Origin of the sequence: Anaerococcus sp. HMSC065G05 (genome assembly GCF_001812365.1) — a bacterium.
Classification (GTDB): domain Bacteria; phylum Bacillota; class Clostridia; order Tissierellales; family Peptoniphilaceae; genus Anaerococcus; species Anaerococcus vaginalis.
This window is the reverse complement of sequence record NZ_KV808723.1, coordinates 63,165-77,784: the sequence shown is the minus strand read 5'-3', so window position 1 is coordinate 77,784 and position 14,620 is coordinate 63,165. Positions and strand designations below refer to the sequence as shown.

Here is a 14,620-nt window from a genome sequence, read left to right as displayed (position 1 = left end):
TAATTTCGCCTTATTTTAAAAGGATAAAAATTCAAAATATTTTATTAAAAAATCTAACAAAAATCTTCTTATTTGCTTATTTTCATTAATATAACTATAATAGTTCTATAAGAATGAATTAGTATTTTATTTAAAGGAGTTATATGAAATCTTGTAAAAATAATGAAAAAATTTTGCTTATTAATGACTTTCTTTCAAGTGGAAATATTGGTGGAAGTCTTTGCAAAAGTGTTTTAAATTTTTATTCTTTTGATATAGATTTTATACCTACAGCTTTAATTTCAAATATGTTTTCTCTAAAACCCATAGAAATTTTTGATTCTAGCGATTTTTTGACCAATACTCTTGAAGTTTATAAAAAACAAAATAGAAAATATAAGGCAGTTTTTGTGGGGTTTGTTTTAAATTTTAATCAGGCAAAAATAATTTGTGATTTTGTAAAAGAAAATAATCTATTTATGGTACTTGATCCAATCATGGGAGATTCTGGAAAAATCTATAGTGGTCTTGATAAAAATATTGTAGAAATTTATAAATATATGGCAGATTATGCTCATATAATTATTCCAAATCTCACAGAGGCAAGACTTTTGACTGATAATAAATTTAAAAAAGCTCATGATATTGTAGATTATTATGAAAATATCGGAAAAAAATTTATTATTACAAGTGTTGAAGATGGAAACAGACATTTTATTTTGGCTAAGGATAAATATTTTATAGAAGAAGATTATAAATTTTTGGACAAGTCTTTTGGCGGAAGCGGGGACTTGTTTGACTCAATTTTTTTGGCAAATTATTTGAAAAATAATGATTTTTTACTTGCAATTAAAGATACAAGGGATATGATAGCTTGTATTCTTGATATGCAAATTAAGATTGATGATAAAGCAAATGATATTAGTATAAATGAAATTTTGAAAAAATTATAGAAAGTGAGGTAGTTTTTTGATTAAAAATAAATATTGGAAAAGGGCCTTGCAAATTGCTTGGCCGTCTGTCTTGGAGTCATTTTTTATTTCTTTGGCAGGCTTGATTGATACCTTCATGGTTTCATCAATTGGTTCATCAGCAGTTGCTGCTATTGGACTTACAACCCAGCCAAAGTTTATCGCCCTTTCCTTTTTTATTGCAATTGCAGTTTCAGTTTCAGCCCTAGTTGCAAGACGAAAAGGCGAAGAAGATAAAAAGATGGCGAACCAAACTATGGTTACTGCAATGATTGTAGCTGTTAGTTTATGTATAATAATCTCTTCAATTTTTGTAATATTTACTCCACAAATTATAAAACTTGCAGGATCATCTCCTGACACTCACGATTTGGGAGTTTCATATTTTAAAATTATAATGGCAGGAATGATATTTAATGTAATTTCCATGACAATAAATGCAGGTCAAAGAGGAAGTGGAAATACACAAATAGCCTTTACAACAAATCTAGTTTCTTCTATTGTAAATATATTTTTCAATTATTTACTTATAAATGGAAATTTTGGTTTTCCAAAATTAGGTGTAAAAGGAGCTGCAATCGCAACAGTTTTAGGAGCTTTTGTTGCAGCAGTTATGAGTTTTTCTTCATTATTTAGAAGATCATCATATATGTCCTTTGGGCTTATAAAAAAATATAAACTTACTTTCTCAAATTTTATATTTAAAGAAATTTTTGGACTAGGCTCAAATATTTTTATAGAAAATATTGCAGCAAGAATTGGATTTTTGGTTACAGCAATTACAGCCGCAAAACTTGGAACAGACCAATTTGCAGCTCACAATGTAGGAATGAATTTGCTTTCTCTTTCATTTTCATTCGGGGATGGTATGCAGGTTGCAGCAGTTGCCCTTACAGGAAATGCCCTCGGAGCAAGAAAAAAAGAAGAAGCAATAAAATATGGAAAAACTTGCCAAGAAATTGGCTTAACAATTTCAATAATAATATCTGTTATTTTGGTATTATTTAGAAAAAATATTTTCAGATTATTTTTTGATGATGACAAAATAATAGCTATGGGCTCTGTAATAACTTTTTATCTTATATTCATAGTTATTTTCCAAATTTCCGAAATAATTTTTGGAGGGGCTTTGAGAGCAGCAGGCGATGTAAAATATACACTTGCCGTAAGTTTGATTTCAATTACCTTTATAAGATCTGCTGCAACAATATTTTTTGTAAATATTATTCATTTGGGACTTCAAGGAATTTGGATAGGAGTTTTAGCCGATCAAGTTTCAAGATTTATTGGCTTATGGACAAGATTTAGAAAAGGCGATTGGGTCAATATAGAAATTTAATTAAATGAGATTTTAATTATATATTATAAAATAAAAATATTTTTCACATAAATATTTGAATTTTTCTTCAAATCTGGTATATTATACTTACTATCGGTTAAGATAGTAAGTATATTTTTTTAAACAGGGGGATTAAACAATGAAAATTAAAAAAGTATTACCAGTATTAGCATTAACAGTTGCTTTAGTAGGATGTGGAAAAAAAGCTGACACAACATCAAACGCTTCAAGCACACCAGCTTCAACAACAACTACAGAAAAATCTGATTCTAACGCTAGTACAATGGATTCAAACGCAGCAAGCACACCATCATCAAACGATGCTAGTACACCTGCTTCAGACGCTGGATCAAATAAATAATTAAATTTTAAACAAAAAAAGAGCAAGAATTTCTTGCTCTTTTTTGTTGAAATTTTTTAAATCAAAATTCAAATTAATTTTTTTAATAAAATTAAAATCAAAAAAATCATCCTCAAAATATTAGGATGATTTTTTGAATTAATCTATAATTAATTGTTTATTTGTAATCTAACTGTAGATGTTAAAACATCTGAGTAGCTGTATGATACAGTTCTTTCTGCATCAAAATCATTATTTACTTTTATTGTAAATACACTTGGGAAAGCGTCTAAAATTATACCGCTTTTGGTAACAATTCTTTTTCTACCCTTATCAGCTTTTAAAGTAACTTCTTTTCCTACGTTTTTTTTAACTTCTGACCTTATTTCACTAACTGATTTAAATTCCATATATCCACCTTCCATGCATTTGTATATATTATACAACAAAATTGTGGATAAGTCAAATTAGCATAATATTATACGCTAGATTAAAATTCTTGTCAAATATTTTTATAAAAGGCTCTATAAGCTGTAAAAGTTGAGTAGAAGTCTGCTTTTGAAATTAATTCTATTGGTGCGTGCATAGATATTACTGGTGTTCCACAATCAACTACATCCATTCCATATTCTGCAAGAATATAGGCGATCGTTCCTCCACCACCTTGATCAACTTTACCAAGCTCTCCTGTTTGGAAAATTACTTCATCTTTATTAAAAGCAAGTCTAACTTCTGATAAATATTCTGCATCAGCATCATTTGATCCGCCTTTTCCACCAGAACCTGTATATTTTGTTAAGGCAACTCCATGAGAAATTTGAGCTGAGTTTTGACTTTCTGTTGCATCTTTAAAGTTTGGATCTTCTGCCAAGGTTACGTCAGCTGATAAAACTTTTGAATTTCTCAAAGCTCTTTTGAATTTAATCAAATCAAATTCTTCTTTTAAATTCATAATTTCTAAAAGAATATTTTCAAAAAATTGTGAAGTCATTCCTGTTGCTCCGACTGAACCAATCTCTTCCTTGTCAACAAAAAGTCCTACCAAAGTTTTTTTAGTTTCTTTTATATCAAGTAAAGCTCTCAAAGCTGCGTATGAGCAAACTCTATCGTCATGGCCGTGGGAGGCTATCATTGATTTATCAAAGCCAACTTCTCTTGCTTTTCCTGCAGGAACTACTTCAAGTTCTGCCGTTATAAAATCTTCTTCTTCAATTCCGTATTTTTCATTTAAAATTTTTAAAATATTTTTCTTTACTGGATTTTCTTTTTCATCTAATAGTGGTCTATTACCAACTATAATTGATAATTGCTCACCTGTTATAACTTCTTTTGCAGATTTTTCCATCAATTGTCTTGATAAATGTATTAAAAGCTCTGAGATGAAAAATACTGGCTCATCTTCCTTATCCCCAATTGAAATATCTACTTTTTCTCCATTTTTTGTAAAAACTACTCCGTGAAGGGCAAGTGGCATATTTGTCCAATTATATTTTTTACTCCCCCATAATAATGAGTTTTTAAATAAGCAAGGCCGTTTTCTTCTGTAAGTGGAACAGGTTTTAAATCAAGTCTTGGCGAATCGATATGACCTCCAACTATAGCAAGTCCTTCTGATAACTCTTCACTTCCTATGTGAAACATAGCTACAGCTTTATTTTTATTTACTGCATATATTTTATCGCCAGAATTTATTTTTCCAGCCTTTATTTTTTCTTCAAGGTCAACATAACCTGCTTTTTTTGCTAAATTTATAATTTCTTTTGTAGCAAGTCTTTCAGTTTTTCCCTTGTCCAAAAAATCCATATAATCTTTTGAAAGACTTTCTAATTCTTTTTCTTGGTCTAGTGATAAATTTTCCCAGACATTTTTTCTTTTGTACTCTGTCATTTTTTTCTCCTAAATTAATTTCCATATATTTTTTGCATACTCAAGAGGATTATCAATTTCAAGTCCTTCTATAAGTTTTGCTTGGTCAAATAAAATATTTACTATCATTTTAAATTCGTCAGAATTTTCTTTCAAATCTTTTTCTAATAGTTCATAGGCCTTGGAATTTTTGTTTATTTCTAAAACTTTCTCCGCCTTAATATCTGGGGCATTTACTTGAGATTTTAAAGTTTTTTCCATCTCAATTGAAACATCTCCCCTTTGTTTTATCATTGAAATTACATCATCTGATAAATCATCTGAAATTTTTACATCTACTACTTCTTCTGGTAAAATTTCTTTTATTTTTTCAACCAAGTCTTTGTTTTCTTCATTTTCTTCATCATCTTCATCAACTTGATTTATTGATTTAAAAGGAATTTCCTTGTAAGAATTTAGCATTTTTATCAAAAATTCATCTAATTTTTCATCAAGTAATAAAACGTCTCTGTCTTTATCAACTGATTTTAAGGCTGGGGAATTTTTGATTTTTTCTAAATTTTCTCCAACTGTATAGAGGATATTTTCATCTGTTGATTTCAAATCTTTCTTGTATTCGTTCAATGAAATCATCTTATCTTTTCTGTAGGAATTAAATAATAATAAATCTTCTAGCCTATCTTTTTTTCCTCCAAAAGATTCATAAATTGCAACTTTCAAATTGTTGCCAAATTCTTTGAAAAATATTTGGTATTTTTCCCTATCGTCTTTCATCATATCCATTAAGTGAGATCTTATTTTATTGTTTATTTGTTTGGCAATAAATCTTAGCTCTCTTGTTTCTTGAAGGGTTTCTCTTGAAATATTTAGGGAAATATCATCACTTTCAACAACTCCCTTTGCAAAAGAAAATTCATCTTCAAGTAGATCTTCGTGCCTATCTTTAATTTTTACTCCTGATGAATAAAGTTGAAGGCCTTTTTGATAATCTTTTGAATAAAAATCAAAAGGTGCTTTTCTTGGAATATAAATTATTGCCCTAAATTCAACAGTTCCTTCAATATTTAAATGAATCCATGATAAAGGATCATCAAAACCAAAGCCTTGGTCCTTGTAGAAATTTATATAATCTTCATCACTTAAATCTTTTTTGGATTTTTTCCAAATTGGAATTTCAGAATTTAAAACTTCTACTTCCTTATAATCTTCATATTCTGGATTTTCATCAGTAGAATCTTTAGTTTTTCTTGACTTTGTAACTTCCATTTTGATTGGGTATCTGATGTAGTTTGAATATTTTCTTACAAGTTCTTTGATTTTATATTGGTCTAGATAAATATCATAGTTTTCATCTTCTGTGTTTTCTTTTAAAAATAAAGTAATATCTGTTCCATTTTCTTTTTTGTCGGATTTTTCAATCTCATAGCTTTCGGCGTTTTCACTTTCCCATTTATAGGCTTGATCATCTTTTTTGGTATTTACAATAATTTTTTTGCTTACCATAAAGGCTGAGTAAAATCCAACCCCAAATTGTCCAATTAAATTATTTAAATCTTCGCTTTCAATTTCTTTTTTGAAAATTTCTGTACCAGATTTTGCAATTGTTCCAAGATTTTCTTCCAAATCTTTTTCATCCATTCCAATTCCAGTATCTCTTATGGTTAAAGATCTTTCGTCCTTGTTTGGAATAATTTCAATATAATAATCTTTTTTGTCTACGTTTTTATCTGATTTTAAATCTTTATAATATAATTTATCAATAGCATCTGAGCCATTTGATATTAATTCCCTAAGAAAAATATCCTTGTTTGTATAGATTGAATTTATCATCAAATCCATTACTTTTTTGGCTTCTGCTTTAAATTCTTTTTTCATAAATCCTCCTTAGCACTTTAAGTTGCTGACTGCTAATATTATACTTACTCTAAAATTTTTTTCAATTTTCTAAATCTTTGGCAAGGCTGAATATTTCAGCTTGAATTTTAATTTTTTCCCTTTTTATTTTTTCAATTTCCTCATTTTGTTTTTTTGAAATTAAAATCGACTGAACAAAATTTGAAATAATAAAAGCTCCAACAAAAACCATAATTTTTGTAGGCGTTTTTGTCTTAGCCAAAGATATAATTAATAAAAAAATCAAAGAAAAAATTAAAGATTTAAGAAAAAATGAAAAAAATGAATTTTTCTTTTTTATTTTTTCCACATTTTCATCTAGATCTTGGAGTTTTTTCCTTAATTCCATAATTTTTTTTAAATTTTTCTCATTCATAACATCACCAAAATAATTGTACCCCAATTCCTAGTATTTTACTTTGATTTTTAATTTCTCTTATAGTAAAATAAATTTTAGACATAAAGGAGGGTTTTTATGGCTTTAGAAGATAGAAAAAAAGAGAAGGTGGAAATCACACACGATATGTTAATCGGTGATATAATCCAAGCAAAACCAGAATCAATTAACACTTTCCTTTCAATAGGAATGGGTTGTATTGCTTGTCCTTCATCTTTGTACGAAACCTTAGATGAAGCTTGTATGGTTCACGGAATTGATCCAGATTTCTTGCTTGAAAAATTAAATAAATAAAAAAAAGACTTTTGCAAATACCAATGCAAAAGTCTTTTTTGATTTTTAATTTTTTTCAAAATATTTTTCCCACTTATTATCATAAGTCCAAAAATAATTTCCTTTTTTTTCTGAATCTTTGTACTTATCAAAATCATTTAAAATTTTCCTATAAGTCTTGCTCATTATAATCAGTGCCAATATATTTGGAACAACCATTAAAGCATTTGCTGTATCAGCAACCGACCAAGCAAATTTCAAACCGCCGATTGAGCCTAGATAGCAAAAAATAATATAAATATATTTGAATAAATCAGAAAGTTTACTTGAGCCTGTCAAATATTTTACACATCTTTGCCCATAATAGCACCAAGAAACTGCCGTTGTAAAAGCAAATAACACTAAAGCCAAAGAAACCAAATATTTTCCCCAAAAAATTGATTTTGAAAATGAGGCAGCCGTAAGGGCAGCACCTTCAAGTCCTTGTGTTTTATAAATTCCACTTGTAATAATTACAAGAGCTGTCATTGTACAAATTATCATTGAAGATATAAAAACTTCAATCGCTCCCCACATTCCCTGTCTAATAGGATGGTCGGTATGACTTGTTGCATGAGCCATAGGTGCTGTTCCAAGCCCTGCTTCATTTGAAAAAATCCCTCTAGCAAGCCCCCACCTAATAGAAATTAAAATCCCAGAGCCTGTTGCTCCTCCTGCAAAAGCTTTTGGATTAAAAGCTCCAATAATAATTTCTTTAAAAGCTGGAATTAAATTTTCAATTTGCAAAATAAGAATCAAAATACAAGCTACAATATAAAAAACTGACATTATAGGCACAATTTTCGATGCAAAAGCTCCAATTCTTTTTATCCCACCAACAAGAACCAAAAGCATAAAAATAACAATCAAAATTCCACCAAGATGCAAATTTAAACCTGTCATAGCATTTAAAGATTCAGAAATAGAATTTGATTGAACCAGAGCTCCTGTTCCAATAATCGCAATAAAAGCAAAAAACGAAAAAATTTTCGCCAAAAATTTTGACCCAGTTCCCTTTTCGATATAATACATTGGTCCGCCAATATATTTTCCATCATCATCTGAAACTCTTGTAGCAACAGCCATAGTAACTTCAGCCATTTTTGTTGTCATACAAATAAAACTTGCAATCCACATCCAAAAAATCGCCCCAGCGCCACCAAAGCCAATTGCCGTTGCAACTCCTACAATATTTCCAGCTCCAATTGTTCCAGCAAGAGCAGTCGAAACCGCCTCAAAAGGAGAAATAGAATTTTCATCAGATTTTGAATCCTTAACAAGTCTTCCAAAAGTATTTTTAAAAATATAAGAAAAATTTTTAAAAACCCAAAAATTTGACCTATAATTTAAAACTATTCCTCCAAAAATCAAGACGATAATCATAGGATACCCCCACAAAAAATCGCCCAACTTAGCATTTAATTTTATAATTTCCAAAACGGACTAACCTCTTTCTAATTAATATAAGTTTATTCTTATTATTATAAAGGTTTTTTAAAAAAATAAAATAATAATTTATATTTTTTCCATTAAAAAAATTTTTATCCTATAAAAAATCAAAAATTTTTCCTTAATTTAAATTGTCTACGCTCTAAATCAAATCTGAGCTAGGCTTCTTGCAAAATTTTTATTATACGTGCTCATAACTTTATCAAAAAATAAGCCTACAAGAATATTTATGCCAGCAGTTGGAAGAACTAGGCTTACAAACATTAATTTTATACCAAATCCTTCTGGTAAAGCTCCTGTTATATTCATCAAAAATAAAAATACAAGTCCAGATACTGCTGTTCCAAGAAAATATAGGCTCCCAATCGAAAAAATATTTTCTATTTTTATTTTTTCAAAAAATTTTACAGCAAAATATACAAATAAGGATGAAATAATTTTATCTGTAATATTTGGCACAAAACCACCTGGTGCACTCGTTGTAATTCCTGCCAAAATTCCACCAGCAAGACCTACTGCAAGTGACATTTTAAAATCCTTATTTAAAATAATAATTGTAAAAACACACACCAACATAAAATCAGGTTTTACCATTCCCACAAAGCCTGGTATCAAATGAAGTATTGTTCCTATTGCAAGTAAAATTGACGCTTGAGTTATAGTTTTTGTTTTCATAATTTTCTCCTTTAAATATTTTAAAATTTTCCAATAAAAAAACCACTTACTCCAAAGGAGCAAATGGTTGAATTCGCGGTGCCATCCTTTTTATGTAAAATAAATTTCAATAAATTAATAAATCCTACATATCTTTATTCTGATACTAATTTAAAATAATTTCATATCATATCCCTATAACGTGGGAAGACGGCCTCGGGTACTTTTTTCACCTTAGCACTCTCAGATCCATTCGGTTTTACTTCTTTGCTTGTTTCCACCACACACAAACTCTCTATAAAAGATTTATAAAACTTACTTACTTCTGATCAAAGTTTTATTATTTTAACTTATAAGTTATTTTGATTATATATTGAATTTATATTTTTGTCAAATGCTTTGTTAAAGTCAATATAAGCTCCCATAAATTCAAAATCTCTAGTATTTTCATATAAAAAATCCAAAAGACTCCTAATTCTTTTCTCTTTAATAGAGCCTTCAAAGTCAAAATAAAATACAAATTCAAAATCAGAACCAGGAATTGGAGAAGATTCAAGCTTAGTCATATTTACACCCAAAATTTTAAATTTTTCTACAATATTAATAAGAGAACCCGGCTTATCAAAAGCTTTTAGCCTTACAGAAATTTTATTTGCCTTTTCATAAATTTTTAAATTTTTAGACACTATAATAAATCTCGTATAATTATTTGATTCATTTTGAATATTTTCGTCAATTATTTTTAATTTATAAACCTTAGCACAAAATTTTGAGCCAATAGCTCCAAGTTTTTTATCATTTTTCTCTTTTATATATTTGCTCGCAAGTGCCGTATTATAATATTCTTTTTGAATAAAACCGTGTTTATTTATATATTTTCCACATTGGCCAAGAGCTTGCGGATGAGAATAAACTGTTTTTATATCAGAAAGTTTTGCATCTAAATTTCCCAACAAATAATGATTTATATCTAGCTTATAATTTCCAATTATAAAAAAATTTCTTTCAAGCATTAGATTATAAACTTCTTTTACAGAGCCAAAAGATGAATTTTCTAAAGGCAAAATTCCAAAATCACATATATTTTCATCTATTGCATCAAGAATTTGGTCAAATTTTTTGTAATAATTTATTTTACCTTTGGGAAAAATAATAAGGGAAACTTGATCGGCATAAGAGCCTTTTGCCCCTCCTACACCAATTTTTCCTTCTTTAGGAAAAATTTCTCTTATAAATTTATCTTGTAAATATTTAGAAAATTTTCCATCACAAAGGCTCATCATATAATCTTTATATTTTTCTTTTACAAATTTATCAAGATTTTCCAAATCTTCTTTTTTATAATTTTCTTTTTCTAAATTTTTAATAATTTTTTCAATATTTTCATTCATTTAACAAGTCCAATAAAGTTAAAGCCAAAATAGATTCTCCAATAGGAGGAGTTCTAAGGGCAAGGCATGGGTCGTGTCGTCCTTTAATTTGCAATATTTTTTCTTTTTTTTCTTTTATAGAAAATGATTTTTGGCAAATAGAAATTGACGGTGTTGGTTTGAAAATTAAATCAAAAACTACAGGCATGCCATTTGTAATTCCTCCAACAACTCCACCAGCATTATTTGTTATAGTTTTTACATGTCCATTTTTAATTTCAAATTGGTCGTTGTGCTGAGAACCTTTCATTTTCATAGCATCAAGTCCCAAACCAAAAGAAACTGCCCTAACAGCAGGAATCCCATAAGAAAGATAGGAAATTTTCGCCTCAAAAGAATCAAAGAGAGGATCTCCAAGTCCTTTTGGAATATTTTCCCCAAAAACTTGGCAAATTCCCCCAATAGAATCTCCATCTTTTTTTACTTTTTCTAAAAGATTTCTAATTTCTTTTTCTTTTTTTTCGTCCAAAACAGGAATTTCTTTTTGAGAAATTTTTTCCAATTTATCCATAGGAGGATTTGCAAAATCAATATTTTTATCTTCAATTCCTCCAATATTTTTAATCCTTGATGAAATTTTTATATCTTTTTCTTCTAAAATTTGCTTGGCAATTCCCCCTGCAAGACAAAATGGCGCAGTTAATCTTCCAGAAAAAGGTCCTCCCCCATTCATATCCATTTCATTTCCATATTTTATAAAACTAGTGTAGTCTGCATGAGATGGCCTTGGAATATCATTTAAATTTTCATAATCTTTGGATTTGTAATTCTCATTTTTTATTATTGCTGTTATGGTTTTGAAATTATTTTATTATCTCTTACTCCAGAAATAAAATTTATCTTGTCACTTTCTTTTCTTTTTGTGGTAAATTTTGATTTGCCTGGAGCTCTTCTTTGCATAAATTGATCTAGTTTTTCCATGTCAATTTCAAAACCAATTTCCATATTATCCATAACTACGCCCATATATTCTTGGTGGCTTGAGCCAAAAATGGTTATTTTTAAGTTTTTACCAAAGCTTTGACTCATTTTAAATTTCCTTTCTTAAATCATGGATTTTTTTTGTAGCCTTTACTATTTTGTCAAAATCATCTGGAATTACGCATTGAGCTCCATCAGAAAATGCTTTTGCAGGATTTTCGTGAACTTCTATCATAAGTCCATCTGCCCCAACTGCTGTTGCACTAAGAGATAAATCTTTTACATATCTTGAAATTCCCGCAGCATGAGATGGATCGATTATTATTGGAAGATGAGTTTTTTCATGTAAAAATGGAACAGCTGTGACGTCCAAAGTATTTCTTGTTGCTGTTTCAAAAGTCCTAATTCCTCTTTCACAAAGAATAACTTTTGTATTTCCCCTGCTCATAATATATTCTGCTGCCATCAATAATTCTTCATAAGTTGCAGATAGGCCTCTTTTTAATAAAATCGGTTTATCAACTTCTCCAAGTGCTTTTAATAAATCAAAATTTTGCATATTTCTTGCTCCAACTTGAAGAATATCTACATTATCAAAATATTTTAATTGATTTATTTCCATAATTTCTGAAACAAGGGCAAGTCCTGTTTCTTCTTTTGCTTTTATTAGATAATCAATAGCTTTTTTGCCATAGCCTTGAAAAGAATATGGACTTGTTCTTGGTTTAAAAGCTCCTCCTCTTAAAATAGTTGCGCCAGATTTTTTGATTTTTTTTGCAATTGATACAATTTGTTCTTCACTTTCGACTGAACATGGTCCTGCCATATAAACAAAAGATCCACCACCGATTTGTGTTCCATTTTCCAAAGTAATTGTTGTATCTTCTGGATGAAATTTCCTGTTTGCTTTTTTATAAGGCTCTTGGATTCTTATTACATCATCAACGACACTTTTTGATTTCATATCATCTTTTGAAACCTTGGAAGTATCTCCCAAAAGTCCCAAAATAGTCGTTTTAAAACCAACTGCCTTACTTACTTTAAGCCCCATATCTTCGATTTCTTTTATAAGATCTTGTACTTCTTTTTCATTTGCACCATTTTTTAATTTAATAATCATTTTCTTCTCCTAATAAAATCTCTTTTTTCTTTAAAAATTTTTTATGTAATTTTTTAAGCTAATTTATTATTTCAAAATAAAAAAGCTTCCTGGCTATTACCAAGAAGCTAAAATTCAAAAAAACTTAAAATGTTTAAAAATTTTGCACATGATAAATAGCCTTACTTTTGTCAAAAGTAAAGTTAAAAAAGTAAAAGCTAGTTTGTGCAAAATTTAAGTTTTTCATTATTTTCTCCTGTTTTCTAAATTTTCTATATTATAGCATAGAAATTTTTTTCAGTAAAGTTTAATTATTGTGGGAATTCATAATAGCTTCAGTTATTTTTGGTATAACTTGTTTTTTTCTAGATAAAACACCAGGAGCTGAAATTGTTCCATTGTTTACCTTATTTCCAAAAACTTTTTCTATATCATCAAGATAGTTTCCCACGACTAATAATTCAGATTTTTTATTGAAAATATCTGTAAGGACAAGGACAAATGTATTTTCTCCCTTAGCATTTAATCTTTCTTTCATAAGAGCAGTTAATTTATCTTTTATAGGATTTAACTCTTCTGGATTCATTGTCATAACTTGTCCAACTCTGATTTTGTCATCTCCAATTGTAAATGCTTTTACATCTCCATCAATTAAATCTTCTGGCGATTTATTTTTAAGACTTGTTCCAGCCTTAAACATCTTCATAGCAAAATCTTCTGGATTAATATCTGCAATTTTTGTAAGTCTATTTAAAACTCTTTTGTCAGTTTCTGTTGTTGTTGGCGATCTGAATAAAAGAGTATCAGAAATTATTGCTGCTGAAAGTAGGCCTGCAATTTCTTTTGTAGGTCTTATTCCTGATTCAAAAAACATTTTTGCAACTATGGTTGCAGTTGAACCCACAGGCTCTGCCCTAAAAAATAAAGGTTGGTTTGTTACAACATTAGCTACTCTATGGTGGTCAATTATTTCAATTATTTCTGCATAATCAATATCATCAACTGATTGGTTTCTTTCGTTGTGGTCAACCAAAATTAATTTTTTCTTCTCATCAGAAATCAAATGGTATCTTGAAATTGCCCCAAGAACTCTTCCTCTTGCATCAACAATTGGATAAGATCTAAATCTAGTTTTTCCCATTACCTCACGAACTGTATCAACTGTATCTTCTGGAGAAAAATAAACCAAATTTTCTGTGCTCATAACATTTGCAATTGGAACTGCCATTGGCAAAAGTCTTGCTGTCATAAAGGTATCATATTCTGTTGAAATAATTGTAATATTATTTTTTTCAGCCTCTTTTTTTAGCTCCTCCTTCATATCAGAGCCGTTGGTTAAAATAATTAAAGAAATATTTTTACTTATCAAATACTCTTGAGCTTCAAGCCTATTTCCTGTTATAACCAAATCTCCATCTCCAACCAAAGAAGTTTCTGGAGAATCTTTTTCATTCATGGCATAAACCATCATTTTGCCTGTAAAATCTCTAGGTTTTTTTGGATTTACCATAAGCTTTGCAGATAAAATATCCACTATATTTTCAATTGGCGTGTGAGTTCTTCCAATAATTCTATCATCCCAAACTTCCATATAAGAATGGGTTAAGTTTGACAAAGATGCAACTCCAATTAATCTTTCCTTATCATCTACTACAAAAAGAGAGTTCAATTTATTTTCTTGAATTATTGACCAAGCATTTCTAATTGGAAGAGATTCATCAACATTATAAGAATTGTCATAGTCAATATCTTTTATTTGGAGTTTCATAGAATCCTTGTGAAGGGGAGCCTTAACTCCAAAATAATCAAGAACAAATTGAGTTTCTTGATTTACATGACCAAGTCTAATCGGAATCGCCTCGCTATCTCCCAGCCTATTTTTTAGATTTGCATAAGCAAGGGCTGAGCAAATAGAATCAGTATCCGGATTTTTGTGACCTGTAATATAAACTGTTTGTTTCATAATACCT

The 14,620-nt window shown here is 29.1% G+C and carries 14 protein-coding genes and 1 pseudogene; 4 read left to right on the top strand and 11 right to left on the bottom strand.

Annotated elements, in window-relative coordinates; genetic code table 11:
- Window positions 1–143 precede the first annotated feature (143 nt).
- The 3 genes from HMPREF2852_RS07710 (at window position 144) to HMPREF2852_RS07700 (ending at window position 2,650) form a co-directional block, all read left to right on the top strand.
- Window positions 144–932 carry a bifunctional hydroxymethylpyrimidine kinase/phosphomethylpyrimidine kinase gene (locus tag HMPREF2852_RS07710; protein WP_070607365.1) on the top strand — a complete coding sequence of 263 codons (789 nt, stop codon included), beginning with the start codon at window positions 144–146 and terminating at the stop codon, window positions 930–932.
- Window positions 933–948: 16 nt separating this feature from the next.
- Window positions 949–2,289, top strand: coding sequence for an MATE family efflux transporter (locus HMPREF2852_RS07705; protein WP_070607360.1), 1,341 nt, complete (start codon window positions 949–951; stop codon window positions 2,287–2,289).
- A gap of 139 nt (window positions 2,290–2,428) precedes the next feature.
- Window positions 2,429–2,650, top strand: a complete 222-nt coding sequence (locus HMPREF2852_RS07700; protein WP_019118204.1) for a hypothetical protein — start codon at window positions 2,429–2,431, stop codon at window positions 2,648–2,650.
- A gap of 149 nt (window positions 2,651–2,799) precedes the next feature.
- Here HMPREF2852_RS07700 and HMPREF2852_RS07695 read toward each other — a convergent pair whose 3' ends face one another.
- The 4 genes and pseudogenes from HMPREF2852_RS07695 to HMPREF2852_RS07680 all read right to left on the bottom strand — a co-directional run bounded on the left by HMPREF2852_RS07695 (window position 2,800) and on the right by HMPREF2852_RS07680 (window position 6,764).
- The gene (locus HMPREF2852_RS07695) at window positions 2,800–3,039 is read right to left on the bottom strand and encodes a Veg family protein (RefSeq protein ID WP_019118205.1); all 240 of its coding nucleotides are present in this window, start codon (window positions 3,037–3,039) and stop codon (window positions 2,800–2,802) included.
- A 92-nt stretch (window positions 3,040–3,131) separates the two neighbouring features.
- Window positions 3,132–4,516, bottom strand: a pseudogene (locus HMPREF2852_RS07690) (aminopeptidase).
- A 9-nt stretch (window positions 4,517–4,525) separates the two neighbouring features.
- Complete coding sequence (gene htpG / locus HMPREF2852_RS07685) at window positions 4,526–6,370, bottom strand: molecular chaperone HtpG (RefSeq protein WP_070607357.1); 1,845 nt, start codon at window positions 6,368–6,370, stop codon at window positions 4,526–4,528.
- A 61-nt stretch (window positions 6,371–6,431) separates the two neighbouring features.
- Complete coding sequence (locus HMPREF2852_RS07680; RefSeq protein ID WP_070607354.1) at window positions 6,432–6,764, bottom strand: hypothetical protein; 333 nt, start codon at window positions 6,762–6,764, stop codon at window positions 6,432–6,434.
- Window positions 6,765–6,863: 99 nt separating this feature from the next.
- Between HMPREF2852_RS07680 and HMPREF2852_RS07675 the strand changes: the two genes are divergently transcribed.
- Window positions 6,864–7,079: a DUF1858 domain-containing protein gene (locus HMPREF2852_RS07675; RefSeq protein WP_004838081.1), complete on the top strand. Its 216-nt coding sequence runs from the start codon at window positions 6,864–6,866 to the stop codon at window positions 7,077–7,079.
- Between the two features lie 45 nt (window positions 7,080–7,124).
- Here HMPREF2852_RS07675 and HMPREF2852_RS07670 read toward each other — a convergent pair whose 3' ends face one another.
- From HMPREF2852_RS07670 to HMPREF2852_RS07645, 7 genes are all read right to left on the bottom strand, one after another.
- On the bottom strand, window positions 7,125–8,534 hold the full coding sequence (locus HMPREF2852_RS07670) for an alanine/glycine:cation symporter family protein (protein ID WP_083306980.1): 1,410 nt from the start codon (window positions 8,532–8,534) through the stop codon (window positions 7,125–7,127).
- Between the two features lie 159 nt (window positions 8,535–8,693).
- The gene (locus HMPREF2852_RS07665) at window positions 8,694–9,221 is read right to left on the bottom strand and encodes a tryptophan transporter (RefSeq protein ID WP_070607351.1); all 528 of its coding nucleotides are present in this window, start codon (window positions 9,219–9,221) and stop codon (window positions 8,694–8,696) included.
- Window positions 9,222–9,550: 329 nt separating this feature from the next.
- The gene (locus HMPREF2852_RS07660) at window positions 9,551–10,591 is read right to left on the bottom strand and encodes a prephenate dehydratase (protein ID WP_070607348.1); all 1,041 of its coding nucleotides are present in this window, start codon (window positions 10,589–10,591) and stop codon (window positions 9,551–9,553) included.
- Window positions 10,584–11,411, bottom strand: coding sequence for a chorismate synthase (aroC, locus tag HMPREF2852_RS07655; RefSeq protein WP_261668270.1), 828 nt, complete (start codon window positions 11,409–11,411; stop codon window positions 10,584–10,586). Before aroC ends, HMPREF2852_RS07660 begins: the two co-directional genes overlap by 8 nt.
- A gap of 8 nt (window positions 11,412–11,419) precedes the next feature.
- Window positions 11,420–11,659 (bottom strand): chorismate synthase, encoded by a 240-nt coding sequence (locus tag HMPREF2852_RS10180; protein WP_261668242.1) that lies wholly within the window; start codon window positions 11,657–11,659, stop codon window positions 11,420–11,422.
- A gap of 1 nt (window position 11,660) precedes the next feature.
- Window positions 11,661–12,671 carry a 3-deoxy-7-phosphoheptulonate synthase gene (aroF, locus tag HMPREF2852_RS07650; protein ID WP_070607345.1) on the bottom strand — a complete coding sequence of 337 codons (1,011 nt, stop codon included), beginning with the start codon at window positions 12,669–12,671 and terminating at the stop codon, window positions 11,661–11,663.
- Between the two features lie 286 nt (window positions 12,672–12,957).
- On the bottom strand, window positions 12,958–14,613 hold the full coding sequence (locus HMPREF2852_RS07645) for a putative manganese-dependent inorganic diphosphatase (protein ID WP_070607342.1): 1,656 nt from the start codon (window positions 14,611–14,613) through the stop codon (window positions 12,958–12,960).
- Window positions 14,614–14,620: the final 7 nt, after the last annotated feature.

Excerpts from the sequence above, each read along its gene's own strand:
- HMPREF2852_RS07710 (WP_070607365.1), top strand. The coding sequence starts at position 144 with ATGAAATCTTGTAAAAATAATGAAAAAATTTTGCTTATTAATGACTTT.
- HMPREF2852_RS07700 (WP_019118204.1), top strand. The coding sequence starts at position 2,429 with ATGAAAATTAAAAAAGTATTACCAGTATTAGCATTAACAGTTGCTTTA.
- HMPREF2852_RS07695 (WP_019118205.1), bottom strand. The coding sequence starts at position 3,039 with ATGGAATTTAAATCAGTTAGTGAAATAAGGTCAGAAGTTAAAAAAAAC.
- htpG (WP_070607357.1), bottom strand. The coding sequence starts at position 6,370 with ATGAAAAAAGAATTTAAAGCAGAAGCCAAAAAAGTAATGGATTTGATG.
- HMPREF2852_RS07680 (WP_070607354.1), bottom strand. The coding sequence starts at position 6,764 with ATGAATGAGAAAAATTTAAAAAAAATTATGGAATTAAGGAAAAAACTC.
- HMPREF2852_RS07675 (WP_004838081.1), top strand. The coding sequence starts at position 6,864 with ATGGCTTTAGAAGATAGAAAAAAAGAGAAGGTGGAAATCACACACGAT.
- HMPREF2852_RS07665 (WP_070607351.1), bottom strand. The coding sequence starts at position 9,221 with ATGAAAACAAAAACTATAACTCAAGCGTCAATTTTACTTGCAATAGGA.
- HMPREF2852_RS07660 (WP_070607348.1), bottom strand. The coding sequence starts at position 10,591 with ATGAATGAAAATATTGAAAAAATTATTAAAAATTTAGAAAAAGAAAAT.
- HMPREF2852_RS10180 (WP_261668242.1), bottom strand. The coding sequence starts at position 11,659 with ATGAGTCAAAGCTTTGGTAAAAACTTAAAAATAACCATTTTTGGCTCA.
- aroF (WP_070607345.1), bottom strand. The coding sequence starts at position 12,671 with ATGATTATTAAATTAAAAAATGGTGCAAATGAAAAAGAAGTACAAGAT.
- HMPREF2852_RS07645 (WP_070607342.1), bottom strand. The coding sequence starts at position 14,613 with ATGAAACAAACAGTTTATATTACAGGTCACAAAAATCCGGATACTGAT.